The sequence below is a fragment of the Halovibrio variabilis genome (assembly GCF_007991175.1).
Taxonomy (GTDB): domain Bacteria; phylum Pseudomonadota; class Gammaproteobacteria; order Pseudomonadales; family Halomonadaceae; genus Vreelandella; species Vreelandella variabilis.
The window spans coordinates 105,597-124,099 of record NZ_BJXV01000010.1 but is presented as its reverse complement, the minus strand read 5'-3'; the positions used below and the strand labels follow the sequence as shown (position 1 = coordinate 124,099).

The window sequence follows — 18,503 nt, the reverse complement described above, 5'->3', positions numbered from 1 at the left end:
AACAAATTAAATGAAAATTTAATAAATGTAAGGAGTTTTTATGACCAGCCAGCTGCAACAGTTAAAGCAACATTCACTTGTGGTTGCCGACACCGGCGATCTTGAGGCTATTCGCCGCTACCAGCCTCAGGATGCCACCACTAATCCTTCGCTGTTGCTCAAGGCATTTAGCCTGTCGGGTTATCAAGCGTTGATTGACGAAGAGCTCAGTAGTGTCAAAGCCTCGTTTGGCAGCCGCGAAGAGCAGGTCAAGCATGCCGTTGACCGTCTGGCGGTGGCCATGGGCAGTGAGATTTCCGCCGTTGTACCTGGACGTGTCTCCACCGAAGTGGCTGCACGGCTGTCGTTTGATACCCAGGCCAGTATTGCCAAGGCCCACGAGTTAATCGAACTGTATGACGCCCGCGGCGTGTCCCGGGATCGCGTGCTGATCAAACTGGCCTCTACCTGGGAAGGTATCCGTGCCGCCGAGGTGCTCGAACGCGAGGGCATTCAGTGCAACCTGACGCTGCTTTTCAGCGATGCTCAGGCCCAGGCATGCTTTGATGCCGGGGTATTTCTGGTCTCACCCTTTGTGGGCCGGGTAACCGACTGGTACAAAAAAGCGACCGGCAACGACTATACCCCGGAAAACGACCCTGGCGTTCAATTTGTGCAAGGCGTGTGTGAGCGTGCCAATCAGGGTGGCTACGACACCGTGGTCATGGGCGCGAGCTTTCGCACCACCGGTCAGGTACTTGCCCTGGCAGGTTGCCCACGGCTGACCATTTCACCGGCGTTACTTGAAGAGCTGGACGCCACCGAAGGCAGCGTTGCTGCGCAAATCCAGGCAGGCGACGGCAGTGGCAAACCAAGTGAGCCGCTAAGCGAAGCCGCCTTCCGCTGGGGCCACAATCAGGACGCCATGGCCACCGACAAGCTGGCCGAAGGCATCCGCCGTTTTCATGACGACCAGCTTGAGTTAGAGAGTTTGATCGATAAAAGATTAGGCTAGACTATACGTCAGTCTATTGACCTAAATGTCGAGGAACGGGGGAGTCGGATATGGATGCCACCCTAAGCCAGCTGTTGGAGTCTATCGAGCTATCCCCTAGCGGTGATTTAACGTCATTGAGTGGGGGTGATATCGCGGCCGTTTATCGCCTGGAGACGCGCCAGGGGGAGGTGGTGATTAAGCATGACGATGCGGCGCGGCTGCGCGGTGAAGCCGAAGGCCTGCGGACCTTGCATAGCGCCTGCGCAACGCTAGTGGTGCCAGAGGTGCTGGGGTTGTCAGATGAATGGCTGGTGATTGAGTCGTTAGATACAGTGTCAGGCGAGCTGGAGGACGAAGCGGCGCTTGGCGAAGGCCTGCGCGGTTTGCATGATGTGATTGGCGATGCCCATGGTTGGCATCAGGATAATGCCTGTGGCCGCACGCCCCAGCCCAATGCGCCGCTCAGCGACGGGCGGGCCTTTCAGCGCGAGCGCCGCCTGCTCCCTCTGTGTCAGGCATGCTATCAGCGCGGGCTTTTAGATGGCGAGCTACGCGGGCGTATCGAGCGCTTGGCCCAGGATTTGGAACGCTGGCTACCCAATCCGGCAGCGAGTTTACTCCACGGTGATCTATGGTCGGGGAATGTGCTCTTCACGACAAAGGGGCCCGCGGTGATAGACCCGGCGGTGTATCGTCACTACCCGGAAGTGGACGTGGCGATGCTGACGCTATTTGGCTCGCCGGGTGAGGCATTTTTTGACGCTTATTGGGACGGCGACGCCCCGGCCGATTGGCCGAGGCGTGAAGCCCTGTTTCAGCTATACCCGCTGTTAAATCATCTGCTGCTGTTCGGCGCCGGCTACCGTGCGGCGGTTGAACGCAGCGTGGCGAGGCTCGAATCTTTCACCTGAGCCTTACCAGGACTTGTGTTTTACCAAGATTTATAGGGCAAAAACTTGCCGTTCAAGGTGAGCAGTACCCGGTCGCCTTTGGGGTCTTCGACTTTGTCGACCTCCATTGTGAAGTCGATGGCGCTCATAATGCCATCGCCAAACTTCTCTTGAACCACGTCTTTCAGGGTTTCCCCGTAAACACCGACCACTTCATACAGGCGGTAGATAAACGGGTCTTGGGGAATCGCTTCATCCCAGACCTTGGTGGGGAATGCCACCAAGGCCTCGGCGACATCGCTCTCTACGCCAAGCGTGTCGCACATTTTTTGCGCAACCTCTTTGCTGGCGCTGTTCATGCCGTAGCAGGCGGAGGCGACCCAGACCGGCGACATACCCACTGCTTTACCGATATCGTCCCAGCTCATTTTTTTGCGCGCTTTGGCCGCGAGCAAGGTGTAACGCATTTCGAGCTTATCCATCATGGTTCTCCTATCAAGGGGCGGGCGACTAACGCCCTGTTGCGTCGACTGGTGGGGTCAAGAAAACACTTTTTTAGCCTGAGTACGGACGTGGGTGGTGTAAAGAACCAAGCCAACCAGCGTTAGACCACCGACAAGGTTGCCCAATACCGTGGGGATCTCGTTCCACATGATGTATTGATACAGGGTGAAATCAGCGCCCATCATGAGGCCGATCGGGAACAGGAACATGTTGACCACGGAGTGCTCGAAGCCGAGATAGAAAAACACAATGATTGGCATCCACATGGCCATGATCTTGCCGGAAACCGTTGTGGAGATAGCGGCGCCCACCACGCCCATGGAGACCATCCAATTGCAGAACATGCCCCTCAGGAAGAGCACAACCCAACCAGCTAGTCCTGCGTCCTGGTAACCCACCGTGCGGCTTTCACCGACGGCCATCATGGCTTGGCCGACGGCGTTGATTTCCTGGGTGCCGCCCATAGTGAAATTCAGGTAGCCGAACGTTGCGATAAACAGAGCACCCGCAAGATTTCCAAGCCCTACCAAGCCCCAGCACTTCAGCATTCGCGGCAGGGTGACGCCAGGCCGTTTGTCGAGCCATGCAATAGGCACCAGCATAAAAACCCCGGTGAGCAGGTCATAGCCCATCAGGTAAAGCATGACGAAGCCCACGGGGAAGAGCAGTGCACCAATCAAAAAATTCCCTGTTTGCGTTGCGATGGTAATGGCGAAAATAACCGCCAACGCTAAGGTAGCCCCCGCCATGAAGGCACGAATAAGCGTATCCCGGGTGCCCATATAGACTTTTGATTCACCCTGATCCACCAACTTGGTGACAAATTCACTGGGCATTAGATATGACATAAGTATGGTTTCCTGCGTCATTTCGGTTAATGAGTGCCTCGGCCAAGCGTCGAGTGTTTTCTATAAGAGCAAAAAACAGCCGATCGCGCCTTCTTGGTGCAAAAGAGGCAGGGTTCGCGGTTCTATCCATACTCTTGCTAATTGCATGCCAACTTGGCTTTTATGTATTTAAATTATTGTTTTTTAATAATTTAACGCTATTTTTAACGGCTGCGTTTGTGGGCGAGATAGATTACGAAAAATCGTAAATAACGATATTTCGTTGTTTTATTCACGAAAAATCGTGAATGGCGCGGTAATTGAATGGCATTGGTTAACAATCACCTTATGTCATGAGGGGTAAACCGATGTCTGTGTACGAACCCACCCCCGCCGGTACGACGGCCTCCAGTGTTAAGACCACAGGTACTGAGGCCACAGGTACTGAGGCCTTAATGGGCGATTATTCACCGCTGGCGATGCTCGTGGTTGACCCTTTTGCCGATCAGCTGCTGGCGGCTAATCCATCCGCCTGCGCGTTGCTCCGCATTGATGAAGCGCGGCCGTTAACAACACCGTTCAGCCATCGCTTGAGTGCTTCATTGTCGTTATGGGTGAGTTTTACGGACGAGGCGCTGGTGCAAAAAGCGGCTTGGTCAGACGATTTAGTAATTCTCGATATGTGCCGCCAGCCGTATCGAGTTGAGGTTTATGCCCAGCGTATTGATGTTTCAGAACAGCTGTTATTAACGTTGATTGATCGCAACAAAGCCGAACAGCGGCGTGCGCAAGCGGAGCTAGGCCGCCAACATCGCCAAGGGGAGGTGGGCTGGCAACGCGTTGAACAGGTATTCGAGCGGATTGAAAAGCAAAACCAGTTGATTCTGGGCGCCGCGGGGGAAGGCATTTACGGCTTGGACGCCGAAGGCAAAACTACCTTTGTTAACCCCGCCGCCGAGCGCATTTTAGGCTGGAGCACCGACGACATGGTGGGCCACGATGCGCACCTCATGTTCCATCATGCTCATGCCGATGGCAGTCATTTCCCGGTTCAGCAGTGCCCCATTCACGCCGCGTTTAGCGACGGACAAGTGCATCATGTCGATAACGAGGTGTTTTGGCACAAAAATGGCGAGGCGATACCGGTGGAGTACACCAGCACGCCGATTTTCGAGATGGGGCGATTGGTAGGCGCGGTAGTGCTATTTCGCGATATTCGCGAACGCAAACGTGCTGAACAGCAGCTGCGTGACGCCCTCGCCGAGGTGGAGTCGCTCAAGCAGCGCTTAGAGCTGGAAAATGAATACCTTCAGGAAGAGATCAAAGCGGAGCTTAACCACCACGATATAGTCGGCAATAGCCCCGCCGTCGCGAAACTGATTAAGCAGATTGAAATGGTCGCACCTACCAGTGCCAACGTGCTGATCAGCGGTGAGTCGGGCACCGGTAAAGAGCTGATCGCTCGCGCTATTCATGCTGGGGGTATGCGCAGCGATAGGCCGCTCATTCGTGTTAACTGCGCGGCGATTCCGCGCGATCTGTTTGAGAGCGAGTTCTTCGGCCATGTGAAAGGCGCCTTTACCGGGGCGATACAGGACCGCCCCGGACGCTTTGAGCTGGCCCACGGTGGCACGCTGTTTTTGGATGAAGTCGGTGAAATTCCTTTGGAACTGCAGAGTAAGCTGCTGCGCGTATTACAAGATCAGCAATTTGAGCGCGTAGGCGAAAATCGAACCCGTGAGGTGGACGTGCGAGTGATTGCCGCGACCAATCGCGAGCTGCGTGAGATGATCAACCTCGGGCGATTTCGCGAGGATCTGTATTTTCGTCTTAATGTCTTTCCGGTTGATTCGGTGCCATTGCGTCAGCGGATTGAAGATGTACCGCTGCTGGCGCGCCACTTTTTACAGCGCGCCTGCCTGAAATTTAACAAGCCAGGGGTGCGTATTCCCCCGGCGCAGTTGGAAATTCTGCAGCGCTATGCGTGGCCGGGCAATATTCGAGAGCTGGAAAATATCATTGAGCGGCAGGTGATCGTGACTCAAGATCGGCGCTTAGTGTTTGATGACCTGCTGCTAGGCGAACCGTCACGTTCACCTGATACCTTCGCGGAGGCTTCGCCAGCTCACCATAGCGAACAGCACGGTGCGCAGGCAGTGCTGACCGAGCATACGCTGAGCCAGCGCCAGCGTGAGAGCACGATTGCTGCTCTGAAGCAGGCCGGAGGTAAAGTCTCTGGGGCGGGGGGTGCGGCAGAGTTGCTGGGAATTAAACCGACAACGCTGACCTCACGACTCAATAAATGGGGCATCGATGCCCGAAAATTTCGTCACCATAAGCCGCATTTGTCGCCAACCCACGATACTTTGGACTAAGGTAGGTTGGAAGTGACTTGACAACAGGCTGTCCACATATTTAAAGAATGTACAAGGCTAGCATACATACATGAATGTAACTATAATGCTCATCTTTCTGAATGGCGCAGAGCTGGCTGAGTAACTTGGTTAGCTGAGTGATTTGGTTAGCTGAGTGATTGAGTACATTCGTCATCCTGACGCTGATACCTAGAGGCACCCCTATGCGATTGGCACACTGGGCAATCAATGCCCCTTTACGACCCCTACTGGTAGCGGTATTCGCCGCTTCTTTCGTGTTGCCTGCTCAGGCCGCTGATCTCATCACGATTACCCGTGATGCGTTAGACAACAACGCTGAGCTTGCCTCGGCGCGCGCCGAGTATTTGGGCGTGGAAGCCGGCGGAGATGTCGCTCGGGGTGGGCTGCTACCCCAGGTCAACGCCTCGGGTACGGTCGCCCACAATCAGCAGTATGAAAGCCAGTCCTCATCGCGTGCAGGGGCTGGCACTGGCGTGGAAGCTGGAGCTGGATCAAGTGATGACCGCTACAACACGGTATCGCTCTCCCTTGAGGCCACCCAGGCGCTGTATGACGAAGTAACGCGCCGCGAGGTTACCCAGGCTGAGCGCCAGATTGACCAACAGGTGTACCTGCTAGCGGCGACGGAACAGCAACTGCTCATTGACGTGGCCAGCGCCTATTTTGATATTTTGCGTGCCCACGAAGTGCTCGAAGCGCGTTTTGCCCAAGAGCGCGCCATTGGCCGCCAGCTTGAGCAAGCGCGCGAGCAGTTTGAAGTCGGCTTGATTGCGATTACCGAAGTCGAAGAGGCTCGCGCGACGTTTGACCAATCGCGGGCTGACCGCATTGCGGCTGAAAGCAATCTTCAAGTGGCGTTTGAGGCATTAGAGCAGCTCACCGGCCAGCGCTATGCGAATATTGAAGCGCTGGGCGATGGCATGCCGATTGCCCTTCCTGAACCCAGCAGCCGCGATTACTGGGTAGAGCAAGCCATTGAGCGTAATCCTCAGGTACTGGCGCAGCAGGCGGGGATTGAGGTCGCGCGTAGCGGGGCGGAGATTGCCCGCGCGGGGCGTTTGCCTACGCTAAACGCCTTTGGTAACTACCAGTTTAGCGACAACGATATTGATGGCATCACCGGGCAGGACTCCTCAAGCCAAATCGGTTTGCGTGCCAACCTGTCGATTTACACCGGCGGCAGTACCAGTGCGAGTATTCGTCAAGGGACCTATCAACTGGAAAGCAGCCAGTACGATTTCGAGTCCCAGCGTCGTTCCTCCATCCAGCAGGTGCGCTCGCTTTATACCCAGGTCAGCAACGATGTGGAAACCGTTGAGGCTCGCGAGCAGGCCATCGTCTCCAACCGGAGCGCGCTTGAAGCGACCCGCGCCGGTTATGAAGTCGGTACTCGTAACATTGTCGATGTGCTCAACGCTGAGCAGAACCTCTACAACGCCATCGCCAACTATGCCGAGGCACGCTACGACTACGTGGTGAATTTACTTTCACTGCGTCAGCAAGCGGGTCGCCTGGATGTGGACGCCATTGAAGAAGTCAATGCCTGGCTAACCGGCGAAGAGGTCAACTTTACCTTGCCTGAAGGCGGCGGCAATGACCGCTATGAGCGCGCGCTCGACATCGGTGCACCACCTCAGCCTGAGTAGGTAACCGCCCAGTGGAAAGGGGTTGGCAGGGGAAGTGTCTTGGTGCACATGTGCCACTAATCGACTTTTTAAAAGATCTATGGGAACTCAACGTATGAAGAAAATGATTCACTCACATCGAGCGAGTCTAGTGACCCTGTTAGCCGCGCTGGCACTCGCGGCCTGTGGTCAAGAGCAAGCCGAAGCGCCCCAGCAGGGTGCCGAGCAAGAGGCACCGCCCCATAAAGTCGAAGTGACCGAGATGTCACGTCAGGATATTCCGCTGGATAAATCCTACCCCTCGCTGCTACGCAGTGACGATGAAGTTGTGCTGGTTGCCCGCGTTAACGGGTTTTTGGAAGAACGCCACTTCGAGCCAGGTCAACTGGTGGAGAAGGGCGACCGTCTTTATACCATTGAGCCGGATCTTTATCAGGCCACCGTCAATCAGCGTGAAGCGGATCTACAGAGCGCTCGCGCCGAGCTTTCCCGCGCCCAGCGCGATGCCCAGCGTTTTGAGCAGCTTCTTAGCCAAAACTCGGTGAGTCGTCAGCAATACGATCAGGCACTGGCTGATCAGCGCGTGGCCCAGGCAAACGTCGCCCAAGCAGAGGCCGCGCTCTCCAGCGCTAACTTGGATTTGGATTATTCGCGGGTGACCACGCCTGTCTCGGGCATGATTGGCTTAAGCCAAGTCAACGTGGGCAATTTGGTGACGTCCGGTACCGAGTTGGCCACGGTCACGCCCCTGGACCCGTTAGAAGTACGTTTCCAGCTGCCCCAGCGGGACGCCTTCGAGCTGCGACGCCAGCTAAGCGACAACGGGGATCCGTCGGATATTCGTGCGCGGTTGAGCGTACCGGGTGTGAGTGGCGGCAGCGATTCAGAGCTTGAAGGACGCTTAGATTTTCTGGGCTCTCGGGTCGATAGCGGCACCAGTACGGTGCAAGCATCAGCGACGTTCGACAACCCTGATGCGGCCGTGCTGCCGGGTCAGTTCGTGCGCGTGCGCATTGAGGGCTTAAAGCGCTTTGATGTGATGGCGGTGCCAGAAATTGCCGTCACCCAAGGGTTAATGGGCCCTCAAGTGTTTGTCCTGGATGAAGATAACAAAGCCCGCGAAAGGACGGTGTCCTTGGGCGAAGTGGCTGGCCCGTGGCAGTTGATTCGTGACGGCATTGAGCCGGGGGATCGCGTCATCGTAGGCGACCCCGCCGGTTTAGAGCCGGGCAGGACGATTGACCCGCAGCCGTTTAGCGGCAATGCGGAGGCGGTAGTCGAAGAGGCTGAGCAAGAAGAAGCGCAACAGCAGGCAGAGGCAGCGCAAGAGATGGAAGAGGGGGCAGCCGCTGGCCAGCCCGCTGAAGGGGAAGAGGGTGCGCAATAATGAACTTCTCTAACTTCTTCATCAGCCGGCCAATTTTTGCCACGGTACTGGCAATTATTGTCACGCTGGTGGGCGTGATGTCGATGCGCATACTGCCCATCGAGCAGTACCCCAACGTGGTGCCGCCAACGGTGTCTGTGCAAGCGCAGTTCCCCGGCGCAGATGCGGAAACCGTTGCACAAACGGTGGCAGCACCCATTGCAGAGGCCATTAACGGCGTTGAGGACATGCTTTATATGACCTCCAACAGCGCTGATAACGGCACCATGAGCCTGAGTGTAGCGTTTAACATCGGCACCGATGGCGATATCAATACCATCAACGTCAACAACCGCGTTCAGGGGGCGCTCTCTCAGCTACCTGAAGCGGTGCAGTCGCAAGGCGTCACCGTTGAGCTGCGCTCCGACGCTATTTTGATGTTTATTGCCTTGACCTCGCCGGATGACGACTACGACAAAATTTTCATGCAGAACTACGCTACCCTCAATGTGCTTGACGAACTGCGTCAGGTGCCGGGGGTAGGCAATGCAGAAGTGCTGGGTGGCGGCGAGTTTGCCATGCGTATCTGGATGGATCCGGATAAGTTAGCCCAATACGACCTAACCCCTAGCGAAGTAGCCAGTGCGATTAGGGTGCAAAATACCGAAGTCCCTGCGGGTAATCTAGCCGCTCCGCCGCAAAGCGATCCTCGCGCTTATACCTATACGATTACCGCTGGCGGTCGCCTTAATAATGTCGACGACTTCCGTAATATTTACCTGCGTACCAATAACGACGGCTCTTCGCTACGCTTGGACGACGTTGCGCGCATTGAGCTTGGGGCATCTTCTTACGGGGTCGACGCGCGTTTGAACGGCTCAAGCATGGCGCCGATCATTATTAACCAGCAGCCCGGTGCAAACGCGCTGGAAACGGCTCAGGGCGTGCGCGATGCGATGGACGATTTGGCCAGTCGCTTCCCGCCCGGGCTTGAGTATGTGGCGCCTTACGATACCACGCTGTTTATCGATGCTTCCGTGGAAACGGTGCTGCACACCTTTATCGAAGCCTTTCTGATCGTTATCGTCATTCTGTTTATTTTCCTTCAGAACTGGCGCTTTACCGTGATTGCCATGTCGGTGGTGCCGGTCGCCGTGGTGGGTACCTTTGCCGGGTTCTACCTGTTCGGCTTTTCGATCAACCTGCTAACGTTGTTTGCCCTGGTATTGTCGATAGGGATCGTGGTCGACGATGCCATTCTGGTGGTGGAAAACGTCGAGCGCGTGCTGAGCGAAGAGGACGATATCAGCGTGCGCGATGCCACCATCCGGGCGATGAAAGAAGTCGGCGGGCCGGTGATTGCGACCTCGCTGATTATGGCGGCGGTGTTTGTACCCGTGGCTTTCCTGGGTGGCTTTACTGGCCAGATATACCAACAGTTTGCGATCACCGTGGCGATCTCGGTGGCCATCTCGGCGTTAATGGCGTTGACCTTTACACCGGCTCTGTCAGCGATTTTTATCAAGCACAAAATCGCCGGTGCCGGGCAGTCGAAGTTCAAGCGCGCCCTGAATACACCGTTTCGCCTGTTTGACCGCCTGTTTGCCGGTATTACTGCCGCTTATATGTGGGTCGTAAAAGGTCTGGTGCGCTTTTGGCTGCTGGCGCTCGCGTTAACGGTGCTTACCGGCGTGGGCTCCTACTGGCTATACGCTAATACACCTTCAACGCTGGTGCCGGAAACGGATCAGGGGGTAGTGCTGGTGAGCGTGTCGCTGCCGGATGCGGCGTCGCTTGACCGTACCCAACGCTATATGGCGAAACTCAGTACGGCGATTGAGGATATCCCCGGGGTGGAATACTCCTCTGCGGTGGCGGGCTATGACATCCTTTCCAGCGCCGTGAATACCGCGCGCGGGGTGATGTTTATCAATTTGAGCTCGTGGTCAGAGCGTGAATTGACGGCCACCGAGCTGGTCGGGCGCATTATGGGGCTAGGTGCGAGTATCGATGGCGGCTCCGCAATGGCCTTTAACCTGCCGCCCATCATGGGGCTTTCAACCACCGGCGGGTTTACCGGTTACCTGCAGTCATTTGACGGGGCATCGACGCGCGAACTCTACGAGGCGTCGTTGCAAATAATGCAAAAGGCTAACCAGCATCCTGCCTTGAACCGGGTTTTCACCACCTTCAACGTTAATGTGCCGTCATACAGTGCCAACATTGACCAGCAGAAAGCGTTGAGCTATGGCGTTGAGTTGGAGAATATTAACTCAGCCTTGGGGAATACGTTTGGTAATGGTTTTGTGAACTACTTTAGTTATCAGAACCGTAATTTCCAGGTGTATCTGCAAAACGAAGATGAATTCCGTAAAACGCCGGAAGACGTCAGTAGCGTTTATGTCCGCGGCGGCAACGGTGAGCGTATACCGCTTTCCGAGTTTGTCGAGCTTGAGCGCCAAACCGGTCCAGCGGTCGTGTCCCGCTTTGGTGTTTACGCCGGTGCTCAGTTCCAGGGTGAACCTGCTGCTGGCTATAGCTCAGCCCAGGCGATCGAGGCGATGGAAAGCATCGTTCAAGAGACGCTTGGCTCTGACTGGGGCATGGGCTGGACTGGCACGGCGTTTCAAGAGGCCAACATGGGCAGCGCCGCGACGCTGGCTATCGTTTTCGGGCTGTTGATGGTCTTTTTGATTCTGGCGGCTCAGTATGAAAGCTGGTCGTTACCGCTGGCGGTATTGACCGCGACGCCCTTTGCTTTCCTGGGGGGGATTGGCGGTATTGTGTTGCGCGGTCTGGATACCAGTGTGTATGTGCAGATTGGCATGCTGGTGGTGGTCGGGCTGGCGGCGAAGAACGCCATCTTGATCGTCGAGTTCGCCGAGCTACAGCGTAAAGAACAGGGTAAATCCATCCGTGAGGCGGCGATTACGGCGGCTGAACTACGTTTCCGGCCCATTGTGATGACCTCGTTGGCGTTTATCTTCGGTACGCTGCCATTGGCACTGGCCACGGGTGCCAGCGATGTGAGTAGCCATCACATTGGTACGACGGTGGCGATGGGCATGTTCTCTGTGGCCACCTTAGGTAGCCTGTTTGTGCCTAGTTTCTACGCCATGATCGCAACCGTGTCAGATTGGCTAGGCCGCAAGATGAAGGGCGATAAGCCTAAGCCCGGGGCGCCAGCGCTGGAGCAGGATCAACATCAACATTAATGCCTAGCTTTTAAGAGCGAGCCCTTTCATCAAGGGTGAAAAGCAAACGGGCGCTACCTTTGGGTAGCGCCCGTTTTTGTATCAGTGATGACTGAGATCAAGGTAGGGGTAGCACTGGAAAGCTAATCTAGACTAAGCTGGTAGTAATAACACAGCGTCGGCAAAGTACCGACGGAGGAGGCTCCATGCAACATCTACTGCACGCCGCTACGCAATTTCCGAGTATCGTTTTTGTTTTCTTATTGGGTTTATTAACCCTCTATTGGCTACTCGTGATTGTTCGCTTAGCCCCTTTAGAGCTGTTTGAGCGCGACAGTTTAAAAGAGGATCACCTTGCCAGTACCTTGGTCTCTTTAGGCTTTGCGGGCGTGCCAGCGACGCTGGCATTAACGGTGATTCTGACCATTGCCGCGGCACTCTCACTGGCGATTGAGTTGCTGGTGCTCCGGTGGCTACCACTCGGTTTGCTACGTATTCCAGTAGGTGTGGTGGTGCTATGGGGCACGTTGGTGATTGCCTCGCCGGTGGCCGCCGTGCTTTGTCAGGCATTGCACCGTGGGCTGCATCGCTATCGTCCGTTTACCCGGCGCTGCTTGTTAGGACAAACGGTGGTGGTAACAGAGCGCCAAGGTGAGGGAGAGCAGGCGTTGGCGGTGATTGATAATGAGCCCAACAGTAAGGTGAAACTGCTCAGCAAACGCGATGCCCTGCCGATGGAAGGTGAGCGCCGGGTACTGGTGAAGTACTTACCGCAAGAGGGGGCTTACCGCAGCGTCTCGGAGCAAGCGTATCTCGAAACACGCATTCGTTTGAATAAACTGCGGCTGAACCAAAAACACGCCCATTCGGCGCATTATTCAACGTCTCACTAATGGATTAACACCTACTTCTTCCACTGCCGCCACTGCTGCGCCAGCCACTGCACTGCACGCTGCCAGCCGGTGGCGGCTTGCGTTGGTTCTGGTGCTGAAGGGGGCGGTGCGGGACGGTCTAGAAAGTGGCGCATGGGGTCGACTTGTGCAGGTCTATCCAGCATGGGGGCATGACCGCAGTTAGGCACGGTCAGGGTTACAAGCTCTGGCTGCACCTCGGCCATCCGCGGTAGGGTTTCGGCATCTAAAAGGGTCGACTCCTCGCCGCGAATCACCATCACCGGGCAGCGAATATGGGCCCAGTCTACCCACATGTCACGCGGCGTATCGTGCACAAACTGCTCGCTGATACGCGGGTCAAAGTGATACGTCCAGCTGCCATCGGGCAGCCGGCGGGCACTATTGAGGGCTAATTCACGCCAGGCGGAATCACTGGCAATGCCGAAACCCGCATAATGCTGCTTGAGCTCATGCTGTAGTTCGCTAAAGGTAGAAAAACGGTGGGTAACGCCAAAATAGCTGGAAAGGCCAATGAGGCCGTCTTTATTCAGCTCGGGCCCCACATCGTTAAGAATCAGCCGGGAAATGCGCGCACTGTGCTGTGGGTCAGCGGCGATCAACATGCCAAGCAGGCCCCCCATTGAGGTGCCCAGCCAGTCAACGTAATCGAGCTTAAAGTGGTCCAGTAGCGCGATGGCAACCGTTGTGTAATGACTGTAAAGGTAATCGTGAGCTGGGAACAGCGACCAGCTGGAGAGCCCACGGCCTGGGGTATCCGGGGCGATAATACGCCATTCGCTGCCGAGTTCCTGCGCCAGTGCGCTAAAATCGCCGCCGTGGCGAGCAAGGCCATGCCAAGCAACAAGCGTGCGAGGGGCGGTAGGGTTCCAGATGCGTACCGCGACTTCTAGTTCGCGTACCCGTACAAACTCCAGTGCATCCATAGCGTGCTGATACTCTTAATCAATAATGAAGAGGCAATACGCCGAGTATAGTCACACTTGCTGCATTGCAGCGAGCTTCAAGCTGGTTTTTTACCGCTGCATCAAGCGAATAGCGGTATCAATTAACTCGCCGCCGCGTTCACGTATCGAGAAAGCGCTGGGATTACGCAGCCAATCGTGGAAAAGCCCACCCAGCATGGATTGCATTATCCGCGTGGCCACTGCCGGGCTTAGGTCTTCGCGCAATAACTGCTGCTTCTCAGCGAGCACAAATACCGACAGCATCTCCTCAAAACATTCGTTCCCGATCTCTTCCTGCATGTCGAGCGGGTTGATATCGCTGAAGAACTCACAGCGATGCAATAAGATGGAGAGTATCCGTTGATACGAGGGCTGTTCAAGGCGCACTAGACCGGCATGGCAGGCTAAGCGAATTGACTCAAGCGGTGACATTTCGGCGTCAGCTTTGTCGACCTCTTCCATCAACGACTGAAAGGGCATGCGCACCTGTTCGACCAACGCCATGAAAAGGTCGGCTTTGTTTTTGAAGTGCCAGTACACGGCACCGCGAGTGAGGCCCGCATGGCGAGCAATTTGCTCAAGGGAGGTGCGCGCCACACCTTTGGCAAAAAATTCCTCTTCGGCCGCTTCCAGTAGTGCTTCCCGAGTTGCAGCCGCTTCAGCTTTGGTCTTTCTTGCCATGGAAATGCAACCTCATCATCGACACTGTATGGTCACATTTTAACCTATGCAGGCGGGTATTTACATTCAAAACTGTATGGATAAATGATCCGTCTCATAACGTAGATTAACAAATTCGTCATTTTACCGCTTAAGGCGTATAAACAGGCGGCAACGTTACCCGTACTGACAACGCGACTAGAGCAGTTTAACAACAGGATAGAAAGCATGGCGCGAGCTCCTTTTCAGCTGGGCGAGCATACGATTATGCCCGGCCAGCGTTTACAAGTTGATGTGCCAGTGGCGCGTTTATATACCCATACGCCGCTGCATATCCCCGTCGAAGTCGTCCATGGGCGCAAAGATGGCCCCGTGTTGCTGGTTTGTGGCGGCATTCATGGTGATGAAATCAATGGGGTGGAGATTGTCCGCCGAGTGCTGCGCGCGAAAGCGGTCAATAGTATTCGCGGTACCCTAGTCGCCGTGCCGGTAGTCAACGTGTTTGGTTTTTTACAGCAAACGCGCTATTTGCCCGACCGCCGCGACCTTAATCGCTGTTTTCCAGGCACTGGGTCGGGCTCCTTAGGCGGTCGTATTGCTGCGCTGTTTCGCGAACAAATCGTCGATCACGCCACGCATATTATTGACCTGCATACCGGGGCTATTCATCGTACTAACCTGCCACAAATTCGTGCTCAGCTAAGCCCCGGCAGTGAAACCGAGCGCATGGCGGATGCCTTTGGGGCACCAGTGGTGCTCAACGCTGAACTGCGCGAAGGCAGCCTGCGTCACTACGCCCAGACGCGTGGGATTCCGGTTCTCACCTATGAAGCCGGTGAGGCGTTGCGCTTTGATGAGTGGGCCATTGCCCCCGGGGTGCGCGGCGTGCTGCGTGTTATGCGGCGTTTAGGCATGCTGACCGGCGAGCAGCGTCGGCGCACGCCCGCACCTGCTGAATTGGCCAATGGCTCAAGCTGGGCGCGGGCGCCTATTGATGGCATTTTGCGCCCCAAGGTGCGGCTAGGCGCGCGTGTCGCCAAAGGTGAAGTGCTGGGTAAAGTCGCTGACCCCTTTGGCAATGATGAGGGCGAAGTGCGCGCCGTTGCCGACGGTATCGTGATTGGCATGAGCCGCTTGCCGCTGGCGAACGAAGGCGAGGCTTTGTTTCATATCGCTCGTTTTGATGAAATCGAAGAGGCTGAAACCGCTATCGAGAGCTTTAACTCAAGCCTGGTGCCGCCGACCGATTCGTTTTATTAGTCGTTTTTGATAAGCAAAAACTATCGCTTTGATAGTTAAGAGGTCGCTACTGTCAATGGCAAGTTATCGGCTGTTTGTCTATACCTATGAGTGGGCTTTGTAAGCAGCTGCTAAAATGATAATAACTAGACTCAATAGCGAAGCTTTCATCGTACTCGAACGAGTGGCGTTCAAACGCCACGTCTACCGTGACATGGAGGAACAGCGATGACGATCGATACACCTAAGTATACGACGACGGATGCAGGTATACCGGTTAACAGTGATGAAGATTCGCTCACGGTAGGTCCAAATGGGCCTATCGTTATGCACGATCACTACTTGATGGAGCAGATGGCGGCTTTTAATCGGGAAATGATTCCGGACCGCCAGCCCCATGCGAAAGGGAGCGGCGCCTTTGGTCACTTCCAAGTGACTCAGGACGTCAGCCAATACACCAAGGCGAATTTTCTCCAGCCGGGTAAGAAAACCGAGATGTTGGCCCGTTTCTCAACAGTGGCCGGTGAGTCTGGTAGCCCGGACACCTGGCGCGATCCCCGTGGCTTCTCGTTGAAGTTCTACACCGAAGAAGGCAACTTCGATATGGTGGGTAATAATACCCCTATCTTCTTCGTTCGCGACCCGCTCAAGTTCCAGCACTTTATCCACTCACAAAAGCGCCGGGCGGATAACGGCTTGCGTGATCACGATATGCAGTGGGACTTCTGGACACTCTCGCCGGAATCTGCCCACCAAGTAACTTGGCTGATGGGCGATCGTGGTATCCCCGCCACTTGGCGACATATGAACGGCTATTCAAGCCATACTTATATGTGGGTTAACGCCGAAGGCGAGCGCTTCTGGGTCAAGTACCACTTTAAGACGGACCAGGGCATCAAGTGCATGACCCAGGAACAGGCCGATCATATGGCGGGGGCGGATGCCGACTACCATCGCCGCGACTTGTTCGGTGCCATCGAGCGTGGTGAGTATCCTACCTGGACGCTGAAAGTTCAGATTATGCCCTTTGAAGATGCCAAGACCTACCACATCAACCCCTTCGATTTGACCAAGGTGTGGCCGCACGACGACTACCCGCTGACAGAAGTAGGTAAGATGACGTTGGATCGCAACCCCGTCGATTTCCACACTCAAATCGAACAGGCGGCGTTCCAGCCCAACAATGCCGTGCCGGGCACCGGTTTCTCGCCTGATAAAATGCTGCTGGCGCGGACCATATCTTACGCCGATGCGCACCGCGCACGTTTGGGGGTGAACTACGCCGATATCCCTGTCAACGCCCCCAAGTGCCCGTTCCACAGCTACTCGCAAGGTGGTCGGATGCGTATCTCCCACTCTACCGACCCGGTGTACGCGCCTAATAGCAAAGGGGGCGCTCACGCCAACCCGGAAAGGTACCCGGAAGATGCGGTATGGCAGACTGACGGCGAGTTTGTTCGCTCCGCCTACACGCTGCGTTCGGGTGATGGCGACTTCAATCAGGCCAATGATCTGGTCAATAAGGTAATGGACGACGCTGCGCGCGACCGACTGGTCAACAACATTGTGGGCCACGTTTCCGACGGTGTTGAAGAGCCGGTACTTTCGCGGGTATTTGAGTACTGGAAAAACGTCGACCAGACTATCGGCGAACGTGTCGAGCAGGGCGTAATGGCGAACCGCCGGGAAAACGGTCAGTAAGCTTACGCTGTTAGCAAAACTAACCCGCTACGCAAACGTAGCGGGTTTTTATGCGACGCATTCGGGTTCGTTCACCAAGCTAAGCGCGTCATCAAATAAGCGCAATCCTGCGCCTTCTTTATGCGCGTGTTCCGACAAATGCCGCCGAAAGCGCCTGCCACCCGGGCAGCCCTGGAACAAACCCAGCAGGTGACGGGTAATATGATTCAGCTTCGCGCCTTCATCCAAGCGCTGCTGAATATACGGCCGGAAAGCCATCGCGGCATCCATGCGGCTTGCTGCTGGGCCTTGCTCACCAAACAGCTGCTCATCGACACCGGCGAGCAGCCACGGGTTTTGATACGCCTCACGGCCTACCATTACGCTATCCACATGGTTGAGCTGTTCTTTGCACTCCAACAGCGTTTTAATGCCGCCGTTAATGCCGATATGCAAGTCCGGTCGGCTCTGCTTTAACCGATGAACCCGAGGGTAGTTAAGCGGCGGCACGTCGCGGTTCTGTTTAGGTGATAGCCCCTGAAGCCACGCCTTCCGGGCATGAACGGTAAACACCTCGCAGCCTGCGTCAGCGACGATAGCGATAAACCGCTCAAGGTCGGCGTCTTCGTCCTGGTCATCAATCCCAATACGGCACTTCACCGTGACCGGAATTGACACCGCGGCCTGCATCGCCCGTACTGCCTCGGCGACCTTTTCAGGGTAGCCCATCAAGCACGCGCCAATCAGGTTGTTCTGCACCCGGTCGCTGGGGCAACCTACGTTCAGGTTCACCTCGTCATAGCCCCACGCCTCGGCAATTGCCGCGCACTCAGCCAGCTCACCGGCATCGCTGCCGCCTAACTGCAGCGCCAGTGGATGCTCCACCTCGCTATAGCCCAAAAAGCGCTCACGAGGCGTCCCGTACAGAATCGCACCGGTAGTGACCATCTCGGTATACAGCAGCGCCCGCTTGGTTAACGTGCGTGCTAGCGCTCTGTAGTCCTTTGTGGTCCAGTCCATCATGGGGGCCACAGAAAAAAGCCTGCCCCGATCTGCATTATTTTCTTTAATTAAATTAGTCATTTAGTAATTATATAGCTGTATTCAATACAGCCATATTGCCTCTTAATACAGTAATTAATGCATCTGTTGTAGCGAATTGTACCAAGCAGTGATATTGGCTGATGCCTAAAAAACTTGGTACATCTTGAGAGCTTTTTCAGAGGTGGCATGGTATGCGCGCCATTGTACGTAAGAAAGGGCATCACGCACATAGCAAGGATGTTTC

The 18,503-nt window shown here is 55.5% G+C and carries 14 protein-coding genes; 9 read left to right on the top strand and 5 right to left on the bottom strand.

What is annotated here, in order from left to right:
- Positions 1–40 precede the first annotated feature (40 nt).
- Both tal and HVA01_RS09910 read left to right on the top strand, forming a co-directional pair.
- Positions 41–994 (top strand): transaldolase, encoded by a 954-nt coding sequence (tal, locus tag HVA01_RS09915; RefSeq protein ID WP_146875176.1) that lies wholly within the window; start codon positions 41–43, stop codon positions 992–994.
- A 50-nt stretch (positions 995–1,044) separates the two neighbouring features.
- Positions 1,045–1,887 (top strand): fructosamine kinase family protein, encoded by an 843-nt coding sequence (locus tag HVA01_RS09910; RefSeq protein ID WP_146875174.1) that lies wholly within the window; start codon positions 1,045–1,047, stop codon positions 1,885–1,887.
- 20 nt (positions 1,888–1,907) lie between these two features.
- Here the strand turns inward: HVA01_RS09910 and cynS are convergent, their stop codons facing one another.
- Positions 1,908–2,348 (bottom strand): cyanase, encoded by a 441-nt coding sequence (cynS, locus tag HVA01_RS09905; protein WP_146875360.1) that lies wholly within the window; start codon positions 2,346–2,348, stop codon positions 1,908–1,910.
- Positions 2,349–2,405: 57 nt separating this feature from the next.
- Entirely contained in the window at positions 2,406–3,218 is an 813-nt protein-coding gene (locus tag HVA01_RS09900; RefSeq protein WP_146875172.1) for a formate/nitrite transporter family protein, read from the bottom strand.
- A 434-nt stretch (positions 3,219–3,652) separates the two neighbouring features.
- Here HVA01_RS09900 and HVA01_RS09895 point away from each other — a divergent pair, with 434 nt between their 5' ends.
- From HVA01_RS09895 to HVA01_RS09875, 5 genes are all read left to right on the top strand, one after another.
- Positions 3,653–5,572, top strand: a complete 1,920-nt coding sequence (locus tag HVA01_RS09895) for a sigma 54-interacting transcriptional regulator (protein ID WP_146875359.1) — start codon at positions 3,653–3,655, stop codon at positions 5,570–5,572.
- Between the two features lie 203 nt (positions 5,573–5,775).
- The gene (locus tag HVA01_RS09890) at positions 5,776–7,239 is read left to right on the top strand and encodes a TolC family outer membrane protein (RefSeq protein WP_146875171.1); all 1,464 of its coding nucleotides are present in this window, start codon (positions 5,776–5,778) and stop codon (positions 7,237–7,239) included.
- A 94-nt stretch (positions 7,240–7,333) separates the two neighbouring features.
- Complete coding sequence (locus HVA01_RS09885) at positions 7,334–8,605, top strand: efflux RND transporter periplasmic adaptor subunit (RefSeq protein ID WP_146875169.1); 1,272 nt, start codon at positions 7,334–7,336, stop codon at positions 8,603–8,605.
- Positions 8,605–11,799, top strand: coding sequence for an efflux RND transporter permease subunit (locus HVA01_RS09880; protein ID WP_146875167.1), 3,195 nt, complete (start codon positions 8,605–8,607; stop codon positions 11,797–11,799). The genes HVA01_RS09885 and HVA01_RS09880 overlap by 1 nt, the downstream gene beginning before the upstream one ends.
- A gap of 185 nt (positions 11,800–11,984) precedes the next feature.
- Positions 11,985–12,671, top strand: coding sequence for a hypothetical protein (locus HVA01_RS09875; RefSeq protein ID WP_146875165.1), 687 nt, complete (start codon positions 11,985–11,987; stop codon positions 12,669–12,671).
- 11 nt (positions 12,672–12,682) lie between these two features.
- Here the strand turns inward: HVA01_RS09875 and HVA01_RS09870 are convergent, their stop codons facing one another.
- Both HVA01_RS09870 and HVA01_RS09865 read right to left on the bottom strand, forming a co-directional pair.
- Positions 12,683–13,615, bottom strand: coding sequence for an alpha/beta fold hydrolase (locus HVA01_RS09870; RefSeq protein ID WP_146875164.1), 933 nt, complete (start codon positions 13,613–13,615; stop codon positions 12,683–12,685).
- Positions 13,616–13,705: 90 nt separating this feature from the next.
- Positions 13,706–14,317, bottom strand: a complete 612-nt coding sequence (locus HVA01_RS09865; protein ID WP_146875163.1) for a TetR family transcriptional regulator — start codon at positions 14,315–14,317, stop codon at positions 13,706–13,708.
- Between the two features lie 207 nt (positions 14,318–14,524).
- On the opposite strand from HVA01_RS09865, the gene HVA01_RS09860 reads away from it, so the two are divergent.
- Together HVA01_RS09860 and HVA01_RS09855 are read left to right on the top strand one after the other, a co-directional pair.
- Entirely contained in the window at positions 14,525–15,556 is a 1,032-nt protein-coding gene (locus HVA01_RS09860; RefSeq protein WP_146875161.1) for a succinylglutamate desuccinylase/aspartoacylase family protein, read from the top strand.
- 207 nt (positions 15,557–15,763) lie between these two features.
- On the top strand, positions 15,764–17,236 hold the full coding sequence (locus HVA01_RS09855; RefSeq protein ID WP_146875159.1) for a catalase: 1,473 nt from the start codon (positions 15,764–15,766) through the stop codon (positions 17,234–17,236).
- A 48-nt stretch (positions 17,237–17,284) separates the two neighbouring features.
- Here the strand turns inward: HVA01_RS09855 and dusA are convergent, their stop codons facing one another.
- Entirely contained in the window at positions 17,285–18,298 is a 1,014-nt protein-coding gene (dusA, locus tag HVA01_RS09850) for a tRNA dihydrouridine(20/20a) synthase DusA (RefSeq protein ID WP_146875157.1), read from the bottom strand.
- Positions 18,299–18,503: the final 205 nt, after the last annotated feature.